This is a genomic window from Sulfurimonas sp. NWX79 (assembly GCF_039667035.1).
Taxonomy (GTDB): Bacteria; Campylobacterota; Campylobacteria; order Campylobacterales; family Sulfurimonadaceae; genus Sulfurimonas; species Sulfurimonas indica.
Genome location: NZ_JALCZL010000001.1, coordinates 1 through 24,660 on the forward strand (window position 1 = coordinate 1; position 24,660 = coordinate 24,660).

General features: G+C 37.8%; 23 protein-coding genes and 2 tRNA genes. 11 read left to right on the plus strand and 14 right to left on the minus strand.

The features are described from left to right. The 13 genes from MNY27_RS00005 to MNY27_RS00065 all read right to left on the minus strand — a co-directional run. Nucleotides 1-1,060, minus strand: a 1,060-nt coding sequence (locus MNY27_RS00005; RefSeq protein WP_346391708.1) for a glutathionylspermidine synthase family protein, incomplete at its 3' end; no start/stop codon positions are given. A gap of 3 nt (nt 1,061-1,063) precedes the next feature. Beyond that, complete coding sequence (locus MNY27_RS00010) at nt 1,064-1,624, minus strand: hypothetical protein (protein WP_152183453.1); 561 nt, start codon at nt 1,622-1,624, stop codon at nt 1,064-1,066. A 2-nt stretch (nt 1,625-1,626) separates the two neighbouring features. After that, nucleotides 1,627-2,073 (minus strand): hypothetical protein, encoded by a 447-nt coding sequence (locus MNY27_RS00015; protein ID WP_152183454.1) that lies wholly within the window; start codon nt 2,071-2,073, stop codon nt 1,627-1,629. Continuing rightward, nucleotides 2,070-2,543 (minus strand): Sua5/YciO/YrdC/YwlC family protein, encoded by a 474-nt coding sequence (locus tag MNY27_RS00020; RefSeq protein WP_152183455.1) that lies wholly within the window; start codon nt 2,541-2,543, stop codon nt 2,070-2,072. Before MNY27_RS00020 ends, MNY27_RS00015 begins: the two co-directional genes overlap by 4 nt. Continuing rightward, the gene (carB, locus tag MNY27_RS00025) at nt 2,504-5,761 is read right to left on the minus strand and encodes a carbamoyl-phosphate synthase large subunit (protein ID WP_152183456.1); all 3,258 of its coding nucleotides are present in this window, start codon (nt 5,759-5,761) and stop codon (nt 2,504-2,506) included. The genes MNY27_RS00020 and carB overlap by 40 nt, the downstream gene beginning before the upstream one ends. Nucleotides 5,762-5,832: 71 nt before the next feature. Beyond that, the gene (locus MNY27_RS00030) at nt 5,833-6,582 is read right to left on the minus strand and encodes a MipA/OmpV family protein (protein WP_152183457.1); all 750 of its coding nucleotides are present in this window, start codon (nt 6,580-6,582) and stop codon (nt 5,833-5,835) included. After that, nucleotides 6,579-7,340 carry a rod shape-determining protein MreC gene (gene mreC / locus MNY27_RS00035; protein WP_152183458.1) on the minus strand — a complete coding sequence of 254 codons (762 nt, stop codon included), beginning with the start codon at nt 7,338-7,340 and terminating at the stop codon, nt 6,579-6,581. The genes MNY27_RS00030 and mreC overlap by 4 nt, the downstream gene beginning before the upstream one ends. Further along, the gene (locus MNY27_RS00040; protein WP_152183459.1) at nt 7,333-8,370 is read right to left on the minus strand and encodes a rod shape-determining protein; all 1,038 of its coding nucleotides are present in this window, start codon (nt 8,368-8,370) and stop codon (nt 7,333-7,335) included. Before MNY27_RS00040 ends, mreC begins: the two co-directional genes overlap by 8 nt. Nucleotides 8,371-8,380: 10 nt before the next feature. Further along, nucleotides 8,381-9,625, minus strand: coding sequence for an ATP-dependent Clp protease ATP-binding subunit ClpX (gene clpX / locus MNY27_RS00045; RefSeq protein WP_152183460.1), 1,245 nt, complete (start codon nt 9,623-9,625; stop codon nt 8,381-8,383). Continuing rightward, a complete protein-coding gene (gene lpxA / locus MNY27_RS00050; RefSeq protein ID WP_152183461.1) occupies nt 9,622-10,419 on the minus strand; it encodes an acyl-ACP--UDP-N-acetylglucosamine O-acyltransferase in 798 nt (265 codons plus the stop codon). Before lpxA ends, clpX begins: the two co-directional genes overlap by 4 nt. A gap of 48 nt (nt 10,420-10,467) precedes the next feature. After that, complete coding sequence (gene fabZ / locus MNY27_RS00055) at nt 10,468-10,917, minus strand: 3-hydroxyacyl-ACP dehydratase FabZ (protein WP_152183462.1); 450 nt, start codon at nt 10,915-10,917, stop codon at nt 10,468-10,470. 49 nt (nt 10,918-10,966) lie between these two features. After that, nucleotides 10,967-12,049, minus strand: coding sequence for an epoxyqueuosine reductase QueH (locus MNY27_RS00060; protein WP_346391769.1), 1,083 nt, complete (start codon nt 12,047-12,049; stop codon nt 10,967-10,969). 9 nt (nt 12,050-12,058) lie between these two features. Next, nucleotides 12,059-12,568 carry a peptidylprolyl isomerase gene (locus MNY27_RS00065; protein WP_152183464.1) on the minus strand — a complete coding sequence of 170 codons (510 nt, stop codon included), beginning with the start codon at nt 12,566-12,568 and terminating at the stop codon, nt 12,059-12,061. Nucleotides 12,569-12,640: 72 nt separating this feature from the next. On the opposite strand from MNY27_RS00065, the gene MNY27_RS00070 reads away from it, so the two are divergent. The 11 genes from MNY27_RS00070 to MNY27_RS00120 all read left to right on the plus strand — a co-directional run bounded on the left by MNY27_RS00070 (nt 12,641) and on the right by MNY27_RS00120 (nt 23,504). Further along, entirely contained in the window at nt 12,641-13,867 is a 1,227-nt protein-coding gene (locus MNY27_RS00070) for a HAMP domain-containing sensor histidine kinase (protein WP_152183465.1), read from the plus strand. Next, entirely contained in the window at nt 13,867-14,526 is a 660-nt protein-coding gene (locus MNY27_RS00075) for a response regulator transcription factor (RefSeq protein ID WP_152183466.1), read from the plus strand. Before MNY27_RS00070 ends, MNY27_RS00075 begins: the two co-directional genes overlap by 1 nt. Before the next feature lie 123 nt (nt 14,527-14,649). After that, nucleotides 14,650-16,101 (plus strand): OprD family outer membrane porin, encoded by a 1,452-nt coding sequence (locus MNY27_RS00080; protein ID WP_346391709.1) that lies wholly within the window; start codon nt 14,650-14,652, stop codon nt 16,099-16,101. A 12-nt stretch (nt 16,102-16,113) separates the two neighbouring features. Further along, on the plus strand, nt 16,114-16,428 hold the full coding sequence (locus MNY27_RS00085) for a DUF485 domain-containing protein (RefSeq protein ID WP_152183467.1): 315 nt from the start codon (nt 16,114-16,116) through the stop codon (nt 16,426-16,428). Then, the gene (locus MNY27_RS00090) at nt 16,429-18,096 is read left to right on the plus strand and encodes a cation acetate symporter (protein ID WP_152183468.1); all 1,668 of its coding nucleotides are present in this window, start codon (nt 16,429-16,431) and stop codon (nt 18,094-18,096) included. Nucleotides 18,097-18,122: 26 nt separating this feature from the next. Then, entirely contained in the window at nt 18,123-19,937 is a 1,815-nt protein-coding gene (locus MNY27_RS00095; RefSeq protein ID WP_152183469.1) for a putative nucleotidyltransferase substrate binding domain-containing protein, read from the plus strand. Beyond that, nucleotides 19,937-20,554, plus strand: a complete 618-nt coding sequence (locus MNY27_RS00100; RefSeq protein ID WP_152183470.1) for a 3'-5' exonuclease — start codon at nt 19,937-19,939, stop codon at nt 20,552-20,554. The genes MNY27_RS00095 and MNY27_RS00100 overlap by 1 nt, the downstream gene beginning before the upstream one ends. Nucleotides 20,555-20,556: 2 nt before the next feature. Further along, a complete protein-coding gene (acs, locus tag MNY27_RS00105) occupies nt 20,557-22,509 on the plus strand; it encodes an acetate--CoA ligase (protein ID WP_346391710.1) in 1,953 nt (650 codons plus the stop codon). Nucleotides 22,510-22,564: 55 nt separating this feature from the next. Then, entirely contained in the window at nt 22,565-23,248 is a 684-nt protein-coding gene (gene pyrF, locus MNY27_RS00110; protein WP_152183472.1) for an orotidine-5'-phosphate decarboxylase, read from the plus strand. Between the two features lie 43 nt (nt 23,249-23,291). Then, nucleotides 23,292-23,381 (plus strand) — tRNA-Ser (locus MNY27_RS00115). A gap of 46 nt (nt 23,382-23,427) precedes the next feature. Beyond that, nucleotides 23,428-23,504, plus strand: a tRNA-Thr gene (locus MNY27_RS00120). 3 nt (nt 23,505-23,507) lie between these two features. On the opposite strand, the gene MNY27_RS00125 is transcribed toward MNY27_RS00120, so the two are convergent. Then, nucleotides 23,508-24,620 carry an FtsW/RodA/SpoVE family cell cycle protein gene (locus MNY27_RS00125; protein ID WP_152183473.1) on the minus strand — a complete coding sequence of 371 codons (1,113 nt, stop codon included), beginning with the start codon at nt 24,618-24,620 and terminating at the stop codon, nt 23,508-23,510. Between the last annotated feature and the right edge of the window lie 40 nt (nt 24,621-24,660).

The following is a 24,660-nucleotide window of genomic DNA, read 5'->3' on the forward strand; positions in this document are numbered from 1 at the left end:
GTTTATCGTTTGGAAACTCTACATATTGTTGGTAAACTTTGTTGTAATTATCATAAGGACCATCTGTCTGAGTGAGTATCTTTCCATCGGCATCTATGATTTTTGTATTTGCCCCTTCTCTACCAAAAAGGGATTTTTCAACCTGTTTTATTCCTTGAAAAGGTTCAAAAGATGTTTTTAGCAGGTATGGAGAGTCTGGAAAGAGTTTTGACAAGATCGCCAGCATTCCTTTTGATTGAAAAAGGAGGGTATAGGCTGGGTTTAAAATAATGGCTTTTTGATTCTCCATGATATGTGTCAGTGTTGTAGCAAGCTCTGGTTCATCCGTAGCGATATCCTCCCAAGGATAGAGCTTGAACCAGTACTCATAAGGGTTTTCCTCTTTATCATAGATGCCCTCATCATCAAAACCGACATTCTGTAAAAATTCAAATCCTGTAACAAATCCGGCATCACTTGCCATCTGCTGCAGCAGTTTGACTGTAGCTTCTTCTTCATCATTACCTGCAACAGAAGAAAAAAGTATCTTCCATCCACCATAGAGTTCATTAAACTTTTCTGTATCATCAAAAAGTGTAATGAGCCGTTTGAAATTATCAGAAATAGCTTCATAGACATTGTTAAATTGTTTTGCCTCATCCATCTCATTATGTTTTAATATTGCCCACTGTAGAAGTGCTGTTTCAAAGAGTGCTGTTGGTGTATCAGCATTGAATTCTATGAGTTTAATAGGCTCTCCATTAATGCCACCTGCAAAATCAAAACGTCCGTAAATATGCCAGTGAACATCATTTTCCCATGATTTTTTTATTATATCTATCAGATTAAAGGGAATGCCAAGTTCAAAAAAGAGATTGTTCTCTATGACATACTCAGCAGCTTCAACATACATGTCATATATCGTATTTGCAGCTTCGTAGTAGGCTTCTGCCTCATCTTGTGCGATGACTACAAGTTCATCACTTACATATTTACTGCCATCACTGTCTGTATGCCATGTAAAACCTATCTCATCAAGCGTTGTATCATCAATGGGTTTGACTTTAAGTGTTTGTATCATATATTAACCACCAAAAAAACCACCACTGCTTTTTTTATAAGAGGAGCTTTTTGAACTTCCAAAAAAACTTTTTTTAGAAGATGCACGAGCTGTTTTTTTCTTATATGCTGAAGCTGTGTAGGCACTTCGGGTGTTTCGAGAGAAGGCTTTGTTGTTCATAAGTGAGTTTGCTATCATATTTCCAAGCAGACTCCCCGCTGCAACGGCGAGGATGGTTCCTGCTAGTCCCATTCCTGCACTGCTGCTGTTTTCTTGAATGGTCTCACTTGTACCGTTTTGTACTTTTTCATACTCTTGTGCAGCGAGTGCTTTCATCTCTTCTTCATTCATAAAACGCTCACGAATATTGCCAAATTTATCACGTTCACGGATAATTGCACGAGTTGGACCTTCTGTAGGCATCTCTTCTACCACTTTATATTTTCCGTTTGGAAGTTGCTCAATGACCAAAAACTTGTTTTGTGCCTCTTGCTGTCTCTGCTCACATCCCGTGAGTGTACTCATCATCATGATACCGGCAGTGCCAAGAACGACACCGCTTGCAATCGAAGATATATGTTTCATTACTAATAACTACCTTGAAGTTTATTTTTTGGAAGAATTATAACTTTTTTTAGTTCATAATCGTAAAATGTAATCTCTTTTCTTCCATTATAAAGTATATCTCCATGATAGCTAAATCTATCTGTTTGTAAAACAGTGTTTTTTTGCATCAATAACAACTCGCCCACAGCAGCTCCAACAGGAGGAATTAGCGTAGATGCAGAAAGCAAGAAAAGTGTTCCGATAACGATTATGGCAAGTTTGTTACTGAGATACATAACAATGTAACCGGTAATGAGAGTAAAGAACAGGTAGATAATAAGGGATTGATGGTCTGCAAATAAAATATTGTAATAGACTTGAATATTATGTGCATCGATATAGTTCTCTTTTATTCCCAAAAAGAGAAAAAAATCACAAAAAAAGGTAAAAAACATTCCACTGAGTATCATCTGTATAACTTTGCTCATCGTAACCTCTTTATTTTCGTATTGTTTATTTTATAGAGTCTTGAAGCTCTTCCTTCAAAGAGTCCCTGTTTATCTTCTACTATTATATCAGCTTTTTGCTCACAAAAACTTCTCTCATAGTTTCTACCGCTCTCATTTGCTGATGTCGAATAACTCCACTCTAGTTTTCTTAACACTTCAGAGTCTAAAGAGTATGGCGCAATCCGAAAGGCTTGATTTTTTACTATAAAGGTGGTTTTTTTTGCTCGTCTGAGCATCTTTTTTCTACTTTTTGGTATGCGAATATTTGTTTTTTGCAATGTTTTAAAATTTTGAAATACTTTGATAAAGGGTTTGTTTGATTGACGTGATTTTATCTCACGCAGCTTGGCTGCATCTTGAGATAAAAAACCGACAGTTGTGTCGGTTTGCGCGAGGATGATACTCTTTTTTATACGAGAAAGTCTTGAAGTGCTGTTGCTTTGGACCATTTGTCATCTTTCATCTCATCAAGTGCCAAGATGAGTGCACGTGCAGCACTGAGTGTAGTAAAGTATGGGATGCTGCGTTTGAGTACCTCTTGACGAATGACAACCGCATCTTTTTTACTTGTATTGTTATCTGAAGTATTGATTGCCATTGCAATCTCATCATTTTTCATACTGTCTTCAATATTTGGACGACCCTCTGAAATTTTAAGCACTCTTTCACACTCTATACCTGCAGCTACGATTGCCTCTTGTGTTCCTTTTGTCGCAACGAGTTTGAATCCATGTTTAACAAGTCCTGCTGCGATCTCAGCAGCGTGCTGTTTATCAGAATCTACAAAAGAGAGGAAACATGTGCCACCCGTTGGAATCTTGTTACCGGCACTCAGTTGTGATTTTGCAAAAGATACACCGAAGTTTTTACTGATTCCCATAACTTCACCAGTTGATTTCATCTCAGGGCTGAGAACCAAGTCTGCACCATAGAGTTTATGGAAAGGAAATACTGCCTCTTTTACTGAAACATGCCCTTTAAGACGAGGACGAAGCAGACCGTTTGTCTCTTCAACGATATCATACTTGTCATAGTATGCAAGAGAATCACGAAGATTCTCTCCCATCATAACACGTGTTGCCACTTTTGCCAAAGGCATACCTGTTGCTTTGCTTACAAACGGTACAGTACGGCTTGCACGAGGATTTACTTCTATAAGATAAATTTCACCCTCATAGATAGCATACTGAACATTCATAAGTCCTCGAACACCAAGACCAAGTGCGATCGTTTTAGTTTGGAGTTCTACTTTTTCTATCATCTCTTGGCTTAGATTTACCGGAGGCAGTGAACACGCAGAGTCACCTGAGTGAATTCCAGCCTCTTCGATATGCTGCATAACACTTCCGATGTAGACATCTTCTCCATCAGAGATACAATCCACATCAAGCTCAATGGCCTGGTCAAGGAACTTGTCAATTAGTACCGGTGCTTCATTACTTACAGAGATTGCAAGGTCCATATACTCTTTAAGCTCTGCCTCTGAGTAAACGATACGCATGCCACGTCCACCAAGAACAAATGAAGGACGAACAAGTACAGGATATCCGAGTTTTTCAGCGATTACGTACGACTCCTCTTTTGTACGAGCCAGACCATTTGCAGGTTGTTTGAGTCTATGACGGTTTACAAAGTCAGAGAACTGCTCTCTGTCTTCTGCAAGATCAATGACCGCTGATGGAGTTCCAGATATCTTTGCACCGATTTTTGTCAGACCATCTGCGAGTTTGAGTGGTGTTTGTCCACCAAAATGAACGATGATACCGTCTGGATTTTCCGCTTCGATTACCTCACGCACATGTTCAAAATCAATCGGCTCAAAATAAAGTACATCAGAAGTATCGTAGTCCGTTGAGACTGTTTCAGGGTTACAGTTGTACATAATAGTCTCTATACCCATCTCTTTAAGTGCAAATGCAGCATGAACACAACAGTAATCAAACTCGATTCCCTGACCGATTCTATTTGGTCCACCACCAAGGATGAGTACTTTTTTCTTGTCACTTTGACGTGGTGCAGTTTTAGGAAGTTTTGTAATGTTTGTTGTGGAATAAAGATACGGTGTAAGCGCTTCAAACTCTGCCGCACATGTATCTACTTCATTGTACTCTAGGCTGATTCCAAGTTTTTTTCTTGCTTCATAGACAAGCTCTTCACTGACACTCTCCCCCGAGTTTTTCTTGATAAGTTGTGCAATGCGTTTATCAGAGAATCCATCAACTTTTACTTCTCTCATCAAATCAGCATCAAAGAGGATTTTATCTGTGATTGTCTTCTCTTTTTCCATTAACTCTTGAAGCTGGTATAAAAACCATGGATCGATCTGGCATGTATCAAACATCTCTTTGATGCTCATACTACGTCTAAAACCTTCTGCAACATATAAAATTCTGTCTGCATTAGGGCGACGGATCTCATGACGAACAAACTCATCATCCGCATCGATTTCATCAAATCCACATAGACCTGTCTCTAAAGAACAGAGTGCTTTTTGAACAGACTCTTTAAAAGTACGACCGATTGCCATAACTTCACCGACTGACTTCATAGAAGTAGAGAGTGTGCTTACTGCTTCTGGGAATTTTTCAAATGTAAAACGCGGTACTTTTGTAACAATATAGTCAATGACAGGTTCAAATGCCGCAGGAGTACCTGTGATGTCGTTCGTAATCTCATCAAGTGTAAATCCAACTGCTAAAAGAGTTGCTACTTTTGCGATAGGGTATCCAGTTGCTTTAGATGCCAGTGCAGATGAACGAGATACACGAGGATTCATCTCGATAACAATCATACGTCCGGTTTTTGGATCTATCGAGAACTGAACGTTAGAGCCACCAGTATCGACACCAATCTCACGCAGGATTGCAAAAGATGCATCACGCATTCTTTGGTACTCTTTGTCTGTTAGTGTAAGAGCAGGTGCTACTGTGATACTATCACCTGTGTGAACACCCATAGGGTCAAAGTTTTCAATAGAACAGACGATGATACAGTTGTCCGCTTTATCACGGATAACTTCCATCTCATACTCTTTCCAACCAAGCATAGACTCCATTATCTCTATCTCATTGATAGGAGATGCACTGATACCTTCTGCTGCGAGTTTTTCAAACTCCTCCATATTGTAGGCTACTCCACTACCACCACCGGCAAGTGTAAAAGAAGCACGAGAAATTACCGGAAAACCAATCTCTTTTGCTACTTCTATAGCCTCTTCAACGCTGTATGCATTTTTACTCTTTGGCAGGTCCATACCGATTTTAATCATCGCTTCATTAAAAAGGTGTCTATCTTCCCCTTTTTTGATAGCCTGTGGGTCTGCACCTAGAAACTCTACACCCTCAAGCATTCCTTTTTCATACATGCTCATTGCAACATTAAGTGCAGTTTGTCCACCCATTGTAGGCAAGATGGCATCTACATTTTCATCTTTGATGATTTTTTCAATGATATCTTCTTTGATTGGTTCAATGTAGGTTCTGTCTGCAAATTCAGGGTCTGTCATAATCGTAGCAGGATTTGAGTTGATAAGAACAACACGGTATCCAAGCTCTTTTAGTGTCTTTACTGCTTGTGTTCCTGAGTAGTCAAATTCACATGCCTGACCGATTACAATCGGACCAGAACCTATAAGTAAAATAGTTTTAATGTCGGTGCGTTTTGGCATTTGTTACCTCTTAAATAATCTCTATAAAATTTAGAGATTATAGCTAAGAAGCACTTAATATTTGATGAGGATTAATACTCAAATGTGTAAATCAGAGAAAAAAGTCCTGAATAAATGTAGTTTTTATTGGTAAGTGGAGAGTTTTTTGCACTTTTTGGAATTATGTCATAACGAAGATTGATAAGTGCAGAAAGTTCTTTTGTAAAAGGGTATTTAATGTACGTCTGTGCTCCATATTCTAAACCATTACCAGGTGAGTAAGCAGGTCGGTCTGTTCTTACTTCTGTTGTTTTAACACCATAATAATAATCTATAAATTTTCTTGATTGATAGAGCAAAATAATACTTGGATAAAAAGTGAATTTTCCAGCTTCATATTTGTTGCCAATTTCCATTCTTGTGACCCATGAATTATAGGTCTTGAGCATATCAGCTAAGAGCATAATCTCAATATAGGTCGATTTTTGATAACTTGCAGAAAATGCCAAACCACCTTCCAAGGTTGACTTTCTCTCATCCATACCTTCTAAATAAGTAGAGTCGGATGCTTTATATCCAAGTGTACGAGGCTGGGCAGTAAGTGAAAACCCCCATGCATAATCTTCTTCTCTCTCACCTAGAAAATAGAGCCCAAAACGACTCCATCGTGCATAAACGATGCCATTGTCAAAGAAGATGACAGGTGATGGAAGAATCAAGTCATCTGCACCTTTATATGGTTCAGACTGGATGTAAGGACCAAATCCAAGAGTAAGTTTTTGCTTCTCATCTGCAAAAAGATGTGTGCTAAAAAAGAGTAAGAGAACTAAGAGAAATTTCATCGAACACTCCTGATAATATGAAAATAACTTGGCTCATTTGAGTTGTAATACTGTTCAATAATGGCATTTTGATAGCCTTGCGATTTTGAAATGGAGATAACACGTCCAACTTTAAGACCCTTAAAAAAGATATTGTCAAGTCCGGAAGTTGTCACTTCATCACCTACTTTTATATCAAACCATGCAGGTATAAAGTTTACGACAAGATTTTTATCATTGTTCCCGTGAGCAATGCCGGGTGCTTTGACATCACCGATGTAGACGGCATAGGTACTTTTTATATCTGAGTTGAGTAGTGCAAGAGCTTTTGCATCTTTTGGGATAACAATGCCGGCTACCATTTCTTTATAAATAAGGCCATAAATTTTTGAAGCATTGTAGTCGGGAATTTCAAGCCAAACTCGGTTGAGATTTCCAAACTTTTCATAAGAGATGGCACGTACAAGTTCCGTTCTTGGATCTGTAGCTAATGAAGAGTTGTTCTCTTTATACATATCATCGATTTCGGAAGCAAGTTGTTGCATAACAAGATGATTGTTCTCATATTTTTGGAGTTTTTCTTTTAAGTCTGTAATTTTTTGTACTTGGAAAAAGTGCTTGTTAATTGTGTTCTCAATACTCCGAGTAGTGTTGTGATATGAGATTTTAATACTGTTTAAAAAGGAGAGCAGGGGAGATTGTATTGTATTTGTATAGTAAAGAGCACCCATAAAGAGTGCTAGTAAGATAAGTAAGTATGTAAATAACTTCTTATTCATTCTCAAAAAGTTCTTGTAAGAGGTCTATCTCTTCAAGTGCACGACCAGTTCCGCGTGCAACAGCAAGCAGTGGCTCATCAGCTACAAAAACAGGAATTTTTACAATATCTGAGAGATATTTGTCAAGCTGGCGAATAAGTGCTCCACCACCTGTTAAGATAATACCGTGATTGACAATATCTCCTGCCAAGTCAGGTGGCATCTGCTCTAGCACATCACGAAGTGCTTCTGCGATCTCTTTGAGAGGCTCACGCATAGCATCTTTGGCATCATCTGAAGTCAGTTCTACTGAACTTAAAAGTCCTTCGACCTGATCACGTCCGTTGATAACCATAGAGAGTTCCTGGTCAAGACTCACAGCTGTACCGATGTTGATTTTAATCTCTTCTGCAACACGTTCACCGATAAGAAGATTGTATTTTTTTCTTACGTAGTTCACAATCCCTTGATCAATCTTATCACCCGCTGTACGGATTGACTTTGAAAGTACAAGTCCACCAAGAGAAACTACACCGATTTCTGTTGTACCGCCACCGATATCAACAACAAGATTTCCCTGTGGTTCGCGGATGTCTACACCAGCACCGATTGCTGCTGCCATTGGCTCTTCGATAAGAAATACCTCACGTGCACCGGCACTAAGAGCTGACTCCCGAACAGCTTTACGCTCAACTTGCGTGAGACCGTAAGGAACACAGATAATGATACGAGGAGAGATTAAAGAGCTTCTTCCATGTGCTTTTTCTATGAACTTTCGAATCATCTTCTCTGTCATATCAAAGTCAGCAATGACACCGTCACGCATAGGACGAATAGCTTTGATATTTCCTGGAGTTTTACCTACCATCTCTTTTGCTTCATGTCCGACAGCCAAAACTCTTGTCTGCCCGTATTTTTCTGTTTTTACTGCAACTACAGATGGTTCGTTGATTATAATACCGCGACCTTTGGCAATTACAATCGTATTTGCAGTACCAAGGTCAATTGACAAGTCGTTTGAAAAAAGTCCTACTATTTTGTTAAATATCATCTATCTCGCCTTATGCTGTTTTTTGTGTTGATTTTTTAATATATACCGGCTTTTCACCATCTTCGATAACCTCTTTCGTAATAAGAAGCTCATATCCTGCATACTCTGGAAGTTCATACATGATCTCTATCATACTCTCTTCCATAATTGCACGAAGACCACGTGCTCCGGTTTTACGTTTGATTGCTTTTTGTGCAATGGCACGAAGTGCATCTTCTTCAAAGTTGAGCTCTACATCATCGATTGCAAAAAGTTTTTTGTACTGTTTTACAAGAGAGTTTTTAGGCTCTGTGAGGATGCGCACCATATCATCTTCTGTGATTTCATTGAGAGATGCGATGATTGGGAGACGACCGACAAGTTCAGGAATAAGTCCATAATGTACTAAATCATCAGGCTCTACCATATCAAAAGTAGGTTTTGCTTCATCTTTTGTCTTCTTCTCATGCCCAAAACCAAGAACATTTTCACCCTGTTTACGCTTGAGAATCTCTTCTAAACCATCAAATGCTCCGCCACAGATAAAGAGGATATTTGTTGTGTCAATTGCAGTGAACTCCTGGTTTGGATGCTTTCTTCCACCTTTTGGCGGGATATTTACAGATGAGCCTTCAATAATTTTAAGCAGTGCCTGTTGCACTCCCTCACCACTTACATCACGAGTGATAGAACGGTTTTCGCTCATACGTGAGACTTTGTCTATCTCATCGAGAAAGATGATCCCTTTTTGTGCACGCTCTACATCACCGTCTGCTGCCTGGATGAGTTTTGTCAAGATATTTTCAACATCTTCACCAACGTATCCGGCTTCTGTCAGACTTGTCGCATCAGCAATGGCAATAGGAACATTCAGCACTCGTGCAATCGTCTGTGCCATCAATGTTTTACCAGATCCTGTCGGACCAATGAGAAGAACATTTGATTTTGCAATCTCTGTATCATCGTCAACTGCATTATGCATTTTAAAGATTCTTTTGTAATGGTTATAAACAGCTACACTGATAAGTTTTCTAGCTCTCTCTTGACCAATGACATAATCTCCTAAAAATTTGTCAAGTTCTTTAGGCGTCATCAGTTTTTCTACATGTTCCGTGAGTTTAGCATTATTTTGGCTTGCTAGCTCTTTTTCATCACCAAACATGATTTTATAAGCAGAGAAAACACAATTTTTACAGATGTAAACACCATTTCCAGCGATGAGTGGATTTTCTTCACTCTCGCTTGCATCACAAAAACTACAATGTCTGTGTATCATTTTTCTAACCCTTTTCTCTCAAATGGAATTCCGCGTTTTGTTTTAATAACGAAATTACATAAATCAATCACATAGTGATTTTTCGTATTTTCCAGTAGCTCACTTGCTGTATCTTTGAGCGGTTTTCCAGACTCAAAAAGCTCACGGTAAGCAGATTTGAGCGCGTTGATGTCTTCTCTTTCAATATTACGGCGAAGTCCCGTGAGGTTCAGTCCACGAAGCGTTGCACGGTTACCTTCAGCCATACAAAATGGAGGAATGTCTTGCGCGAGTGCTGAAGCACCGCCAACCATCGCATAATCTCCAATGTGCACAAACTGATGTACCGGTGTCATTCCACCGATAACAACATAGTCACCAAGTTCTACATGACCGGCTAAGGTTGCGGCATTCGCCAAAATACAGTGGTTACCAATAATAACATCATGTCCCAAGTGCACATAACCCATAAAAAGATTATGATTTCCGATGATAGTTTTTCCACCACCGCCTTTTGTTCCGGGATTAAAGAGTGTAAACTCCCGGATAGTATTGTCATCACCGATAATAAGTTCTACATCTTCACCGTTGTATTTCAAATCTTGAGGGATGGAACCAATGACTGCGTGAGAGAAGATACGGTTGTTCTTTCCAATCGTTGTCTTTCCATAGATACATGTGTTTTGCGCAATCGTTGTACCATCACCAATCGTCGCATCTTTAGAGATAAAACAAAAGGGAGCTATTTCAACATTTTCTCCAATGACTGCACCATCTTCAATAATGGCTAATTCAGATATCTTACGACTCGGCATTTAGTGCCTCCCTGCATTGAACTTTAGTTCTGATACTCAAAACTTTGCCTATTTGTCCACTATCATAGCTTTAAGTTCAGCTTCACTTGTTAATTTTCCATCAACATAAGCTTCCCCTTTAAGCAGCCAGATAGCACCTTTGTTCTTAATAACAGAAATCTTGTACTCAAGTTTGTCACCTGGTTTTACAGGAGAACGAAACTTAGCCTTGTCAATGCTCATAAAATAAACAACTTTGTTTTGAATCTCTTCTTCTGTAACATCGTCCATGCTTTTAAAAGCAAGGATTCCACCGGCTTGTGCCATACCTTCAAGTATCATAACACCCGGGTAGATTGGGTGACCTGGGAAGTGCCCTTCAAAAACAGGCTCAGAGATTGAGACGTTTTTATAAGCGATGATAGACTCTTTTGGGTTGAGTTCTGTAACGCGGTCTACGAGTAAGAAAGGGTAACGGTGCGGAAGAATTTTTTGTATGTCCATAACATCCATAAGCATATTGAAAAACCTTATAATAATAATTTTGGATATTTTAGCAAAATTTTTATTATAAAACGATTAGCTTTTCTCTAGTGTCTTCGTAGGTTTTTGTATCGAGTGTAAGTGTGAGCTTGGTATTAGGAATTTTTGAAACAACGATAATTGGGCTTAGATCATAAGCAAATCCGGAGATTTTTTCTCTTAAGTCTAACTCTTCATCTATACTTGGAGGATTATAGATAAGCTCTTTTATATCTTTGTAAGAAGTTGAAAAAAAGTCATTACAAAACGCAAGTGTGATAAATTTTACCTCTTGGCGGTTCATATAATGCACATTGTCTATGGCAAATTCTATACGCCCTTGCGCACGTTTCCTTGGCAGTGTCGAGTAGGAGAGAGCATAGGCATCAATGAGCTCTTTTTTCCCAGAAATCAGCTTACAAAAAAACTGTCGGTAGTTTAAGAACTTTTGTCTGATGATTTTGTACTCTTTTTTCTCATCTTCAAGTTTGTTGCGTGAGCTGTAAAGTGCGAGTCTCTCTTCAATGGAAGCGGGCATAATCTGTCCTGAAATTGGTGAGAACATCTCATCCATCAGTTTGTCCTGCTGTTCACGCTGCATGGTAAGCCCATAGATACAGCCACAATAATCTTGGTGATAAAGTTGTTCTTCTTTTGTCACTCTGCTTTGGTCTTGTGTCCCGCCACCGCTTCGATAGTCTACGGCAATAAACTCAACACCATGTTTTGCATGAAAATCATCACCGACACGTTTGAGCTGCTCTTGGGACTTTAAAGGAGAAACCAAAAGTGTTGTAGTGATTTTATCTTCACCAAGTTCAAGGGCTTTTTGTGCGCTTGTTAAAAAACGCTTGTCAAAACAGACTTCACAGCGTGCACCTTTTTCAGGCTCTTGTTCAAGACCTCGTACAGCATTGAGCCATGACTCATAATCATATTCGCCTTCAATCAGTTCAATACCAAGTTTTTTACAACTTCTCTCAACATCCAAAAGTCGGAGTTTATACTCGGAATAGGGATGGATGTTGGGGTCATAAAAAAAGCCCGTGAGCTTTTCATCAGGAAAATCCTCTTTGAGCTTCTCTAGAAAAAAATGTGAATCAACACTGCAACAGATATGGACTAAAATAAGATGTCCTTACGCTTTTGTTTCGTGAATCTCGATAGTTTTGATGTCATCTTGTCCCTCAATTGAATCAAGTACCGCAAAACTCTCTGTATCATCTTCTTCGATTCCGCCAAAAACAGTGTGAACACCGTCAAGGTGAGGACATGGAACAAAACAGATAAAGAACTGGCTTCCACCAGTGTTAGGACCTGCGTGAGCCATTGAAAGTGTACCTTTTACGTGTCTGTGTGTGTTTTTATCCGTCTCACATGCGATCGCCCAATCCGGACCACCAGTACCAGTTCCATGCGGACAACCACCTTGAGCCATAAAGCCCGGGATTACGCGATGAAAGTTAAGGTTGTCATAAAAACCGCTTTGTGCCAGGTGAGCAAAGTTTGCTACCGTGTTTGGTGTTTCTTCTGGATAGAGCTTGATCCAGATATCACCCTTGTTTGTTACGATTTTTGCATATTGGAGTTTTGCCAACTCATCTTCGCTTAAATTATACTCTTTTAATTGTGTGCTTCTTCCAAACATTTTTTGAAACCTTTTATTTTTTAAATTTGTGAAATTATAGTTAAATTTTTTAAATCTTAGTATAATCACCCTATGAAAACGCACTCACTCTTTGGAAATATGACGATAAAAAAAGCCAATATCTTAACGATTATTGTTATATTTATTTTTAGTCTGATTTTTGTCTCTTTGCTTGTCAATGAGATGTATAAAGATTATGAATTGGCACTACACCAGAGTGTCATGATGCAGGTTGATGGAAAAGTAAATACCGAGCTTATAAAAGAAAATAAACAAAAGCTCAAAACTCTTCTCATAAAAACAGTTCTTGCCATCGTAACACTCTCTTTTATCATCTTTGCCATAGCTCTTGGGTTTTACAAAATTTTAAATATGATTTTACAGAGTGATATAGAGAAGTTTTTAGAGTTCTTTGAAAAAGCTGCTCATGAAGAGAAACTGATAGACCCCAAAGAGATATTTTTTCAAGATTTTAAATATATGGTTACGTATGCAAATGAGATGGTAAGAACGATAGCCGAGCAAAAGCATTCCCTGCGTGAGCTTAATCTACACCTAGAAGATAGAGTAAAAGAAAAAACTCGTTCTTTAGAAATCATTAACGAGAATTTAGGAAAAGAAAAACAGTTTTCAGAAGAGATTTTAAAAGCACAAAAAGAGTTTTTACGTTACACAGTTCATGAAACAAACACGCCTCTAAGTGTAATCTTGACAAATATTGAGCTCCATACGATGAAGCATGGTAGAGATAAACATCTCTCAAAGATAGAAGCTGCTGTAAAGAATATATTTAGTATTTATGATGATTTGAGCTATCTTGTTAAAAAAGATCAGCTTGAGTATCCAAAAAGCGTAATAAATTTAGAAAAATACATACAGAGTCGAATAGAGTTCTTTAGTGAGGTTGCAGAACAATCTTTGCTACATTTTGATTATACAACAAAGGTTTTGGATGCGCATATCTATTTTAATGAAACCAAACTACAAAGAGTAGTGGACAATACGCTTACAAATGCGATTAAATATACATTGCCAAAAGAGACGATTTTTGTAACACTTAAACGTGTCGGTTCAAATGTGGAGTTTGCGGTCGGTAGTAAATCAAAAGCCATTGAAAATCAAGAGAAGATATTTGAACCTTTTTATAGAGAGGGAAATGTTATCAAAGAGCGAGATGGTTTTGGACTTGGGCTCAAGTTGGTGCAAAAAATATGTGAAGAAGAAGATATAGATATACTTTTAGACTCCAATGAAGAGAGAACAACATTTGCATACAGATTTAAAATGATGGGTGAATAATGAAGATACTTTTACTAGAAGATGAGGTTATGCTCAATGAATCGATCAGAGAATATCTAGAATCTGATGGTCATATTGTAGATGCATTTTTTGACGGTATGCAGGCTTTTGATGTGATACAAAAAAATGCCTATGATTTGCTTGTCTTAGATATCAATGTACCTGGGATTGATGGGCTGAGTGTATTAGAGAAGATTCACACGCTTAAAATTCATATACCGACAATTTATATCAGTGCATTAGTAGATATTGAAGATATCTCACGTGCCTATGATTTAGGCTGTAATGATTACCTGAAAAAACCTTTTCATCTAAAAGAGCTCTCTTTAAAGATAGATAGAATAAAACTTGCAGATGACACACCACAACTGCATTTGCGTCTTTCAAAAAATTATTCATATGACCAAGAGCACAACAGACTACTTTTTAAGCAAGAGCCACAGACTTTGACAAAACGTCAATCACAAATCATAGATATTTTGGCTCGAAATAGAGGCATGGTTGTCAACTTTGAACAATTCAGTGAATATGTTTGGGATGATTATCTTGTTGATAATGCCACAATTCGTGCAGAGGTCAACCGGCTCAAAAAAATCCTTCATGAAGATATCATAGTTAATGTACGTGGTATGGGATATATGATAGAGAAATACTCGTAAAGTTGTTGCAACTCTGCACAACTGCTGTATAAAAGATATGATTTATCATCGAAAATAGTCAATTGCTATATTCATGCTATATTTATATCTTATTATTGCTCCATCACTATAAGGAGTTTATAAATGAGAAAGATAGCATTTAGTGTAGTGTCATTAATGGCAGTGACAGCTTTAAGTGCAGGTACCGATGGTGTAAACACCAAGTTGCAACATGGGAAAGATGCAGCAAAAGTATCTGCAAGTTCAGAGTCTGTAGATGATTTGAGTTCAATGTTTAGTGAAGGTACAGTTAGTGGACAAATCCGTATGTTCTATGTTGATAGAAAATATCAAGGTAGTTTGGGAGTTAATACTCATAGAGCTACAACAGCGCTTGGGGGACATTTGAAATTTGAAACTGCTAAATTCAATGGTTTTAATATGGCAGCTGCTTTTTATACAACACAAGATACAGGATTAAATCCATATGATGTACAAGATCCATCACTGTTAGGTACAGGACTTGAATCATATTCTATTTTAGGAGAAGGTTATATAGGGTACAGTTTTGCGGATTTAGGTTATAAAACAGATGCAAAACTTGGGTACCAACGTTATGATGTACCTATGATGGGTTCTGATGATGCACGTATGCTTCCAAATACATTTAGAGCATATAAACTTGTAAGTCATGATATAACAAATACAACATTACAAATTGCACATGTTGATAGAATTGCTTATGGTACATTTAGAAACGTATATAGTTTTACAGGAACAAATGCAGCAAAAGCTATGTTGGCTACAACATCAGGTTATCCAGCAAATGGAGAAATAGAAGCTGGAAAATACTATAATTTAGGAATGGCTACAGTTGGTAAAAAAACCGATGGGGTAACAAATGTTCTTGTTAAATATACTACAAAACATTTTCATGTAAAGGTATCTAATGATTATGCATGGGATATGTATAATACACTTTATGCAGATGCTGGAACTTCATGGGATTGTTTATTAAATAGTGATATTCATCCATTTTTACAGGCACAAATAATTAAACAAAATAGTGTTGGTGCTAAATATATGAAAAATTTAGCAGAGAGTGATAATGGGGAGATAGATTCTCTATATTGGGCTGCTAAGTTTGGAGCAAAATATGCAGGATTTGCTGCTTATATAGCCTATTCACAAACAAGTGAGAATAGTGATACAGATATAGTAAATAATCAATATAAAAATGCAATCATTTCTCAATTTGGTGGTATGCCAGCATATACACAAGGTATGGTGACACGTCATCAATTTTTAGCGGGAACAAAAGCAACAAAAGTTGCTGCAGTTTACTCATTTAAAAATCTTGGTGTAAATCTTTCAGCAGCAGCATATTATACATCATTTGGTATGGATAAAAATAGTGGTTATGGTATAGCTAGAACAGCGACTGAACCAGGTTTTGATATCAAGTACTATCCTAAAGCACTAAAAAACAAACTGCAGCTTCGTTTTCGTGGAAACTTTCCTAGAAAGTTTTATGAAAGTACAAGCGGAGATTTAGGCTGGAATGAGTACAGATTTATCGCAAATTATAACTTCTAAAAGGAGAAGAAAATGGAAAAAGATATTGTTGAAAAAATTAAGGCCAATCCTGATTATCAGGAGTTGGTTTCTAAAAGAACAAGTTTTTCTATAAAACTTACAATTGCAATGCTGGTAGTTTATTTTGCATTCATATTAACTATCGCATTTAACCCGTCTGCATTGGCTGTTCCACTCTCTGAGGGTTCGGTTACTACTATTGGTATTCCAATTGGTATGGCTGTTATAGCATTTGCTTTTATTTTAACAGGCATCTATACAAAAAGAGCAAACGGTGAGTTTGACGACTTGGCAAACAAAATTAAAGAATCGATAAAGGATAATTAGATGTTTAACAGAGTATTTTTATTTTTAATACTGGGTTCTATTGCTGTTTTTGCATCTGGAACGATCGAAGGTGAGATACAAAAACAAGCGCTTAACATTCCTGCAATTGTAATGTTCATTATCTTTGTAGGGGCGACTTTAGGTATTACATACTGGGCAGCAAAACGTACAAAGAGTGCTAAGGACTTCTACACAGCAGGTGGAGGAATTACAGGTTTTCAAAATGGTATGGCAATCGCGGGTGACTATATGTCTGCGGCGTCATTCTTGGGTATTTCCGGACTTGTATATTTAAAAGGATATGATGGGCTTATCTACTCTATTGGTTTCTTGGTTGGTTGGCCAATTATTCTTTTCATTATCGCTGAGCCTTTAAGAAATTTAGGAAAATATACGTTTGCTGATGTTGCTTCATATCGACTGCGTCAAACGCCTATTCGTACTTTAGCGGCATCTGGTTCTATTGCTACTGTAATTTTATATCTTATCGCACAGATGGTTGGGTCTGGTAAACTTATTCAACTTCTCTTTGGTCTACAGTATGAAGTAGCGGTCATCTTAGTTGGTGTGTTGATGATTTTATATGTAACATTTGGTGGTATGCTAGCTACTACATGGGTACAGATTATCAAGGCGTTTTTACTCCTTTCAGGTGCGACATTTATGGCGATAGCTGTTATGGCACATTATGACTTTAGTTTTGGTTCACTCTTTGCTCACGCAACAGAACTTAAAGGTGTAGAGATCATGAATCCTGGTGGATTGGTAAGTGATCCGGTTTCAGCTATTTCACTGGCAGTTGCACTGATGTTTGGTACAGCTGGTCTGCCACATATTTTGATGAGATTTTTTACTGTAAGTGATGCAAAAGAGGCTCGTAAATCAGTATTTTTTGCAACTGGATTTATCGGGTATTTTTATATTTTGACATTTATCATCGGTTTTGGTGCTATCGTTATGGTTTATAAAAATCCACACTATTTAGATCTTGCAAAGCAAGCAGTTAGTGGAGGTTTTCCAATCTTAGGTGGAAACAATATGGCAGCGATTCACCTCTCTCACGCAGTTGGTGGTGACTTCTTCTTAGGATTTATTTCAGCAGTTGCATTTGCTACAATTTTAGCAGTTGTATCTGGTCTGACACTTGCAGGTGCTTCTGCAATCAGTCATGACCTTTATGCTTCAGTATTTAAAAAAGGTCAAGTTGATGGTCTTAAAGAGATGCGAGTAAGTAAAATAGCTACAGTTGGTCTTGGAATCGTTGCTATCATTATGGGTATTGCATTTGAGAAACAAAATATTGCTTTCGTTGTTGGTCTTGCTTTTGCTATTGCAGCATCTGCAAACTTCCCAGTACTGCTTCTTTCAATGTACTGGAAAAAACTTACAACGCGTGGTGCTGTAATTGGTGGAAGTCTTGGACTTGCAACAGCTGTTATCCTTGTTATATTAGGTCCTATTGTATGGGTTCAAATCTTAGGAAATGCAGAAGCAATTTTCCCATATAAATATCCGGCACTTTTCTCTGTAACGGTATCATTTATAGCGATTTACTTCTTGAGTATTACAGATAACTCTGAGAATGCAAAAGAGGAGAGAGAAAAATTTGAGGCACAATACATTAGAAGTCAAACAGGTATTGGTGCTGAGGGTGCAAGTGAGCATTAAGAACTTATAAAAAGATGGAGTAGGAAATGAGTATTTTAGACCAAAGAGAGCTGATAGCTTCTATTCATCCATTTGGGCAGTTAAGCTCACGTGAGCTTGATGCTTTGATGAAGAAGATAGATATTGCTTACTATACAAAAGATACTCTTTTGATCTCCAAAGATATTGAATCGATTGCCTTTTATATTGTTATAAAAGGTACGGTTCATGAATACATCGATGAACAGCTGCATAATGTCTATTCCCATGGTGATAGTTTTGATGCAGATGCTCTTATCTACGGTAAAACTGAAAGTAGATTTGTTGTTGATGAAGATTTGATTTGTTATGAGATTAAGAAAGAAGATTTTCTTGATTTGATGCAGAACAAAAAGATTCAAAGTTATTTTCTACAAGACTTCATCTCACGTCATAAACATCTCAAAGAGTTTGATAGTCAGAGTGACTTAACACCGTTTCTTATGGCAAAGGTTTCAGAAATTTTTCTTCATAAAGCCTGCATTGTAGATGCTGATGTCTCTATATATGAAGCCCTGCAAGAACAAACAAAACTGCAAGCAAAAGTTATAATTGTCCAAGAAGAAGACGAGTACTACATAGTAACAGATACAGATCTGCGTGAGAAAGTTCTTCTTGAGAGTTTGTCTACGGACGAGAAAATCATAAAAATTGCAAGCAATAAAATCATCACGATTGAGAGTAGTGACTTTTTATTTAATGCACTTTTGATTATGACACACAAAGGGATCAAACGTCTTGTTGTGACAGAAGATGAAAAAATCATAGGTGTTTTAGAACAACTTGACCTGCTTAGCTACTTTGCAAGTCATTCTCATCTAGTAGCTGTACAAATCCAAAAAGCAAAATCCATAGATGAGTTGAAATCTGTTAGTGAGGATATCAAAAATCTTATAGTGATGCTCCGTGCAAAAGGTGTTAAAGTTCGCTACATAACAAAACTTGTCTCAGCACTCAATGAAAAGATATATAAAAAAGTCTTTGAGATGAGTGTATCAAAAGAGTTGCTAGAGAAATGTTCATTGATAGTTATGGGAAGTGAAGGCAGGGCAGAACAAACCATAAAAACTGACCAAGACAATGCACTTGTTATTGATGATAATGTGAATGAAGAGCTTTTTGTTGCACCGATGGAACAGTTAAATGCTTATCTTTTAGAGTTAGGCTTTCCGACGTGTAAGGGTAATGTCATGGTTAGCAATCCGTTTTGGAGAAAAAGCCTTCATGATTTTAAAGGCCAGATTGAAGAGTGGTCTAACTCTTTGGACGAAAAAGAGCTGCAAAACCTGAGCATTTTCTTAGATGCAAAATCAGTTGCCGGAGATGAAACGTATCTGCAAACATTACGAAATTATCTTTATGAGAATTTTTCTCAGCGTGAGGATGTATTGGCCCATTTAGCAAAGGCCGTTTTAAACTTTGAGACACCGCTTTCACTCTTTAGTGGTTTTGTTTTAGAAAAAGAGCATAACAATAAACTTGATCTAAAAAAAGGAGGTCTTTTTGCCATAGTTCATGGTGTAAGAGTGCTTGCATTACAGTATGAAATAGATGAGACAAATACAGTAGAGCGTATCAAAGCACTCAACAACAAAGGCATTATAGATAAAAATTTTGCAGAAGAGTTGATTGAGAGCTTTGATACGATATCTTCCATACGTCTTATTACTCTTTTAGAGGCAAAAGAGTTGGAAGAAGAGAACTACATCAACCCGAAAAATCTCTCAAAAAATCAAAGAGATCTGCTCAAAGACAGTTTTAAAGTGGTCAATAAGTTTAAAAAGTTTATGAACTTTCATTTTCATCTCAATATGGTTGTCTAATGTTTAAAAAGCTTTTTTCAAACTTTGTAAAAAAACGAAACCTTGCAAAACTAAAAGATGAGCGATTTCGATTTTTATTTGAGGAGGACACAAGTGGAGAGTATGTTGTCTTTGATACAGAAACAACAGGACTGGATCCAAAAAAAGATGAGATACTCTCAATAGGGGCTGTAAAGATTAAGGATAATAAGATTTTAACGTCACAGACTTTTGAAATTTATCTCAAAAATTCAGCAGAGATAAGTTCTAAGAGTATCGAGATACATCATATAAGGCCATGTGATTTAGAAAATGCAATTAATGCGAAGGAGGGAATTGAAAAATTTTTACACTTTATAGGTTCACGAACATTGGTAGGGTACTATTTAGAGTTTGATGTAGCGATGGTAAACAAATATATAAAAGAGAGTTTGGGCATACAATTACCAAATGAGATTATAGAAGTTTCTGAAATTTACTTTGATAAAATGATGCCACTAATTCCTCAAGGAAATATTGATTTACGATTCGATACAATCTTAAAAAAATGTGGGATTCCAAACATAGGAGCACATAATGCTGTTAATGATGCAATAATGACAGCAATGATATATCTGAAATTAACACAGGAGAGATAGTAATGTCAAAACCGGTATATAAACCAAACAAAGAGTTTGCAAAAAATGCAAGAATAAAAAATATGTGTGAGTATAATGACCTTCAAGAGTGGGCTTCAGAGGACTATGAAGGTTTTTGGGGACACTATGCTAATGAAAAATTAGATTGGATTGAGCCATTTACAAATGTAATGGATGAGTCTAATTTCCCGTTTGTAAAATGGTTTGAAGGTGGAAAACTCAATGTTGCTGCGCAGTGTATCGACCGTCATTTAGATACGCGTAAAAATAAAGCAGCGATTATCTTTGAGGGTGACAGAGGTGATAAGCAAATCATTACATATTTAGAGCTTTACTACAATGTAAACAGATTTGCAAACCTTTTAAAGAAAGAATTTGGTGTAAAAAAAGGTGACAGAGTTGTTATCTATATGCCGATGATTCCTGAAGCTGCGTATGCAATGCTTGCGTGTGCAAGAATCGGTGCTATCCACTCTATCGTATTTGGTGGATTCTCAGCGGAGGCACTTCGTGATAGAATCGAAGATGCGGAGGCAAAAGTAGTTCTTACGGCAGATGGTGCATATAGAAAAGACAAACCATATATGCTAAAACCTGTTGTTGATACTGCACTAGAAGGTGATACAACGGTTGAAAAAGTACTTGTTGTTGAGAGAAACGGTGAAGATATTGAGTGGGTTGCAGGACGTGACTACTCTTATAATGAACTCATTGAGACTCAGGATGTTCATTGTGAGTCAGAAGTGATGGATAGTGAAGATCCACTTTTCTTACTCTATACATCAGGTTCAACAGGGAAACCAAAAGGTGTTCAGCATAACTCTGCAGGATATATCCTTTGGGCACAGATGACTATGGAGTGGGTATTTGATGTAAAAGAGAATGACACTTACTGGTGTACAGCTGATATTGGTTGGATTACGGGACATACATACATCGTTTATGGTCCACTTGCAATGGGTGCTACAACGGTAATGTTTGAAGGGGTTCCAACATACCCAGATGCCGGACGTCCTTGGAAAATGGTTGAAGAGTATAAGATCAATCAGTTCTATACAGCGCCTACTGCCATCAGAGTTCTGCATAAAATGGGTGAAGATGAGCCGAAGAAGTATGACCTTAGCAGCTTGAAAGTCCTTGGAACTGTTGGTGAGCCGATCGATCCACCGGCATGGAAATGGTACTATGAGGAAGTTGGTGCAAGTAAATGTGCTATCGTTGATACATATTGGCAGACTGAAACTGGCGGGCATATAGTATCACCACTGCCAGGTGCTACTCCAATTAAACCTGCATGTGCAACATTCCCACTTCCGGGAATTATGGCTGAGATCTTGGACCCTGCAACAGGTGAGAGAGTAGAAGCAGGTGAGACTGGTTATATGTGTGTAACACGTCCTTGGCCATCAATGATTCGTGGTGTTTGGGGCGACGCGGAGCGTTTTGTAAAATCATACTTCGGTGATGTGAAAAAAGATGGCAAACCGGTTTACTTTACAGGTGACGGCGCTGTTTATGATGAAGATGGTTACATCACAATCACGGGACGTACAGATGATGTTATCAATGTAAGTGGACATAGAATGGGTACTGCTGAAATTGAAGCGGCCATCAAAAAACATCCAAATGTAGCTGAGGTTGCCGTAGTTGGTAAACCACATGATATCAAAGGTGAGGGTATTTTTGCTTACATCGTTTTAAAATCTGATGATGGTATAGCTGATGAGGTAGAAGAGGTAAAAGCTATCAACAATGTTATCAAAAAAGAGATAGGAAATATTGCACTTTGTGATGATATTGTATTTGCTCCGGGACTTCCAAAAACACGTTCAGGAAAAATTATGCGTCGTATCTTGCGTTCAATTGCAAAAGGTGAGGCAATCACGCAAGACATCTCAACACTTGAGGACCCATCAGTAGTTGAGAAAATCGAAAATATGGTTAAGTCAAAATAAGGCTTAACCAAAACAAAAATGCTATAATTCCATAAATAAACAACAAAGAGTATTTATGGAATTATGTGTAGCCCTTGACCTCCCAACACAAGAAGAGAATCTCGCTTTAATCGAAAAAATCAAAAACTATAATGTTTGGCTAAAAGTCGGACTTCGTTCTTACATTCGTGACGGTGAAGCGTTTTTAAAAGCCATCAAAGCAATCAATCCTGATTTTAAAATCTTTTTAGACCTCAAACTTTATGATATCCCAAATACTATGGCTGATGCTGCAGAGTCGATAATGGGACTCGGTGTTGATATGTTCAATGTTCATGCAAGTGCAGGGCGTCGTGCTATGAGTACGGTCATGCAGCGACTGCAGAAGTATGAAAACCGTCCTATCGTTTTAGCGGTAACGGCACTTACTTCATTTAGCGAAGATGAGTTTCGTGCTGTCTATGAAAAGGACATTGCAAGTAAAGCAGATCAGTTTGCAAAAGATGCACAAGAGAGTGGACTTGACGGTGTTGTTTGTTCTGCTTTTGAATCACTCTCAATCAAAAACATCACAGATGAGCGTTTTATGACACTCACTCCAGGAATTCGTCCTTTTGGTGAAGATGCAGGGGATCAAAAACGTGTTGCTGATGTTGCATTTGCAAAAGAGCAGAGAGTTGATTTTATCGTAGTTGGGCGTCCAATCTATCAGGCTCATAATCCTGCAGAAGTAGTAGAGAAAATACTCCAAGAACTTTAAGCGATATATCAGAATTATATCAATATAATTCTGACCTGCAAATGGAGAAGTGGGTGAGTGGCTGAAACCACATCCCTGCTAAGGATGCGTATGGGTAACTGTACCGAGGGTTCGAATCCCTCCTTCTCCACCAGACATAAAATTTCTCCCTTTAGATATATTATAAAAAGCAGATATTTGCCGACATAGCTCAGTTGGCTAGAGCAGCTGATTTGTAATCAGCAGGCCCGGGGTTCAAATCCTCGTGTCGGCACCACTTCTACAAGAAACTTTTCGTACCACTTTTATCATACAGATCTTTATAGCGAAAGGTGATAAGGTTTTGCATAATCGCAAACAAAATCATAAAGTTTAAAAAACTACTTCCTCCATAGCTAAACATCGGTAGAGGGACTCCTACAACGGGTGCGTAGCCTATGGTCATTGAGATATTGACTCCCATATATATGAAAATCATAAAAGAGATAGATACCGTTACTACCTTGATGTAGTAGTCTTTGTTAAAGACTGCAAGACTTAAAAGATGTAAGATAAGCATCACATAGATAAGAATCAGCCCAAGTGCCCCTAAAAATCCTGTACGCTCAACTACAAAGGCAAAGATAAAGTCACTTGTCGCAATTGGAAGGAATTTCATTTGTGTCTGCGTGGCATTTTCTTTGTCTTTTCCAGTCCATCCTCCTGAGCCGATAGCGATGATGGATTGCTGAACGTGGTAAGAGGGTTTTTCACTTAAAAAGTCTTTGATACGTGTCTTTTGATAATCATGTAGGCCGTATTTGTAAACAAGTGGAGAGATGAGCAAAATGGAAGCGACAATAGTTGCTACTATTTTCCAGTAGATGCCGACAAAAAACAAAACACCGTAACCGATAAGTAAGAGTACAAGAGCAGTTCCCAAATCAGGCTCTTTTGCGATGAGAATAAAAGGCAGTAAAATATAAAAACTGATCTTTAAAAAGTCTTTGATCCTATAGCCGCCAATTGGTGGAGGATTTTTGTTGATGAGGTATGCCAGCATCAAGATAAGTGCCGGTTTTACGAACTCTGAAGGCTGAATCGTTGCATTGATAAAAGGGATGTCTATCCAGCGCTGTGCTCCAAGACGTGAGTGTCCAAAAAACTCAACTGCCAAAAGTAGCAGGATGTTTCCCCAGTAGATAAAAGGAATAAGCCAGCTCATACGTCGAATAGGGAGAAAAAACACGGCTATAAAGGCTAAAAACGCTACACCGACATAGGCTATCTGTTTCTCTGCCAGAGCAGGGACCGCTTCTCCTATGAGCCAATTGGACATAATGATGAGAGGAATGATAAGAATGATGGAAAGAAAGTCAAATTGTGATAAAATACTCTTATCAAATCTCCACAAGTTTGTAACTCCAAAATAAAATTACATGATTGTATCATAA

Coding starts and splice junctions, on each gene's coding strand:
- MNY27_RS00030 (WP_152183457.1), bottom strand. CDS start 6,582: ATGAAATTTCTCTTAGTTCTCTTACTCTTTTTTAGCACACATCTTTTT.
- MNY27_RS00075 (WP_152183466.1), top strand. CDS start 13,867: ATGAAGATACTTTTACTAGAAGATGAGGTTATGCTCAATGAATCGATC.
- MNY27_RS00100 (WP_152183470.1), top strand. CDS start 19,937: ATGTTTAAAAAGCTTTTTTCAAACTTTGTAAAAAAACGAAACCTTGCA.
- MNY27_RS00015 (WP_152183454.1), bottom strand. CDS start 2,073: ATGAGCAAAGTTATACAGATGATACTCAGTGGAATGTTTTTTACCTTT.
- MNY27_RS00010 (WP_152183453.1), bottom strand. CDS start 1,624: ATGAAACATATATCTTCGATTGCAAGCGGTGTCGTTCTTGGCACTGCC.
- carB (WP_152183456.1), bottom strand. CDS start 5,761: ATGCCAAAACGCACCGACATTAAAACTATTTTACTTATAGGTTCTGGT.
- lpxA (WP_152183461.1), bottom strand. CDS start 10,419: ATGCCGAGTCGTAAGATATCTGAATTAGCCATTATTGAAGATGGTGCA.
- acs (WP_346391710.1), top strand. CDS start 20,557: ATGTCAAAACCGGTATATAAACCAAACAAAGAGTTTGCAAAAAATGCA.
- MNY27_RS00090 (WP_152183468.1), top strand. CDS start 16,429: ATGTTTAACAGAGTATTTTTATTTTTAATACTGGGTTCTATTGCTGTT.
- fabZ (WP_152183462.1), bottom strand. CDS start 10,917: ATGCTTATGGATGTTATGGACATACAAAAAATTCTTCCGCACCGTTAC.
- MNY27_RS00020 (WP_152183455.1), bottom strand. CDS start 2,543: ATGGTCCAAAGCAACAGCACTTCAAGACTTTCTCGTATAAAAAAGAGT.
- MNY27_RS00040 (WP_152183459.1), bottom strand. CDS start 8,370: ATGATATTTAACAAAATAGTAGGACTTTTTTCAAACGACTTGTCAATT.
- mreC (WP_152183458.1), bottom strand. CDS start 7,340: ATGAATAAGAAGTTATTTACATACTTACTTATCTTACTAGCACTCTTT.
- clpX (WP_152183460.1), bottom strand. CDS start 9,625: ATGATACACAGACATTGTAGTTTTTGTGATGCAAGCGAGAGTGAAGAA.
- MNY27_RS00085 (WP_152183467.1), top strand. CDS start 16,114: ATGGAAAAAGATATTGTTGAAAAAATTAAGGCCAATCCTGATTATCAG.
- MNY27_RS00080 (WP_346391709.1), top strand. CDS start 14,650: ATGAGAAAGATAGCATTTAGTGTAGTGTCATTAATGGCAGTGACAGCT.
- MNY27_RS00070 (WP_152183465.1), top strand. CDS start 12,641: ATGAAAACGCACTCACTCTTTGGAAATATGACGATAAAAAAAGCCAAT.
- pyrF (WP_152183472.1), top strand. CDS start 22,565: ATGGAATTATGTGTAGCCCTTGACCTCCCAACACAAGAAGAGAATCTC.
- MNY27_RS00065 (WP_152183464.1), bottom strand. CDS start 12,568: ATGTTTGGAAGAAGCACACAATTAAAAGAGTATAATTTAAGCGAAGAT.
- MNY27_RS00095 (WP_152183469.1), top strand. CDS start 18,123: ATGAGTATTTTAGACCAAAGAGAGCTGATAGCTTCTATTCATCCATTT.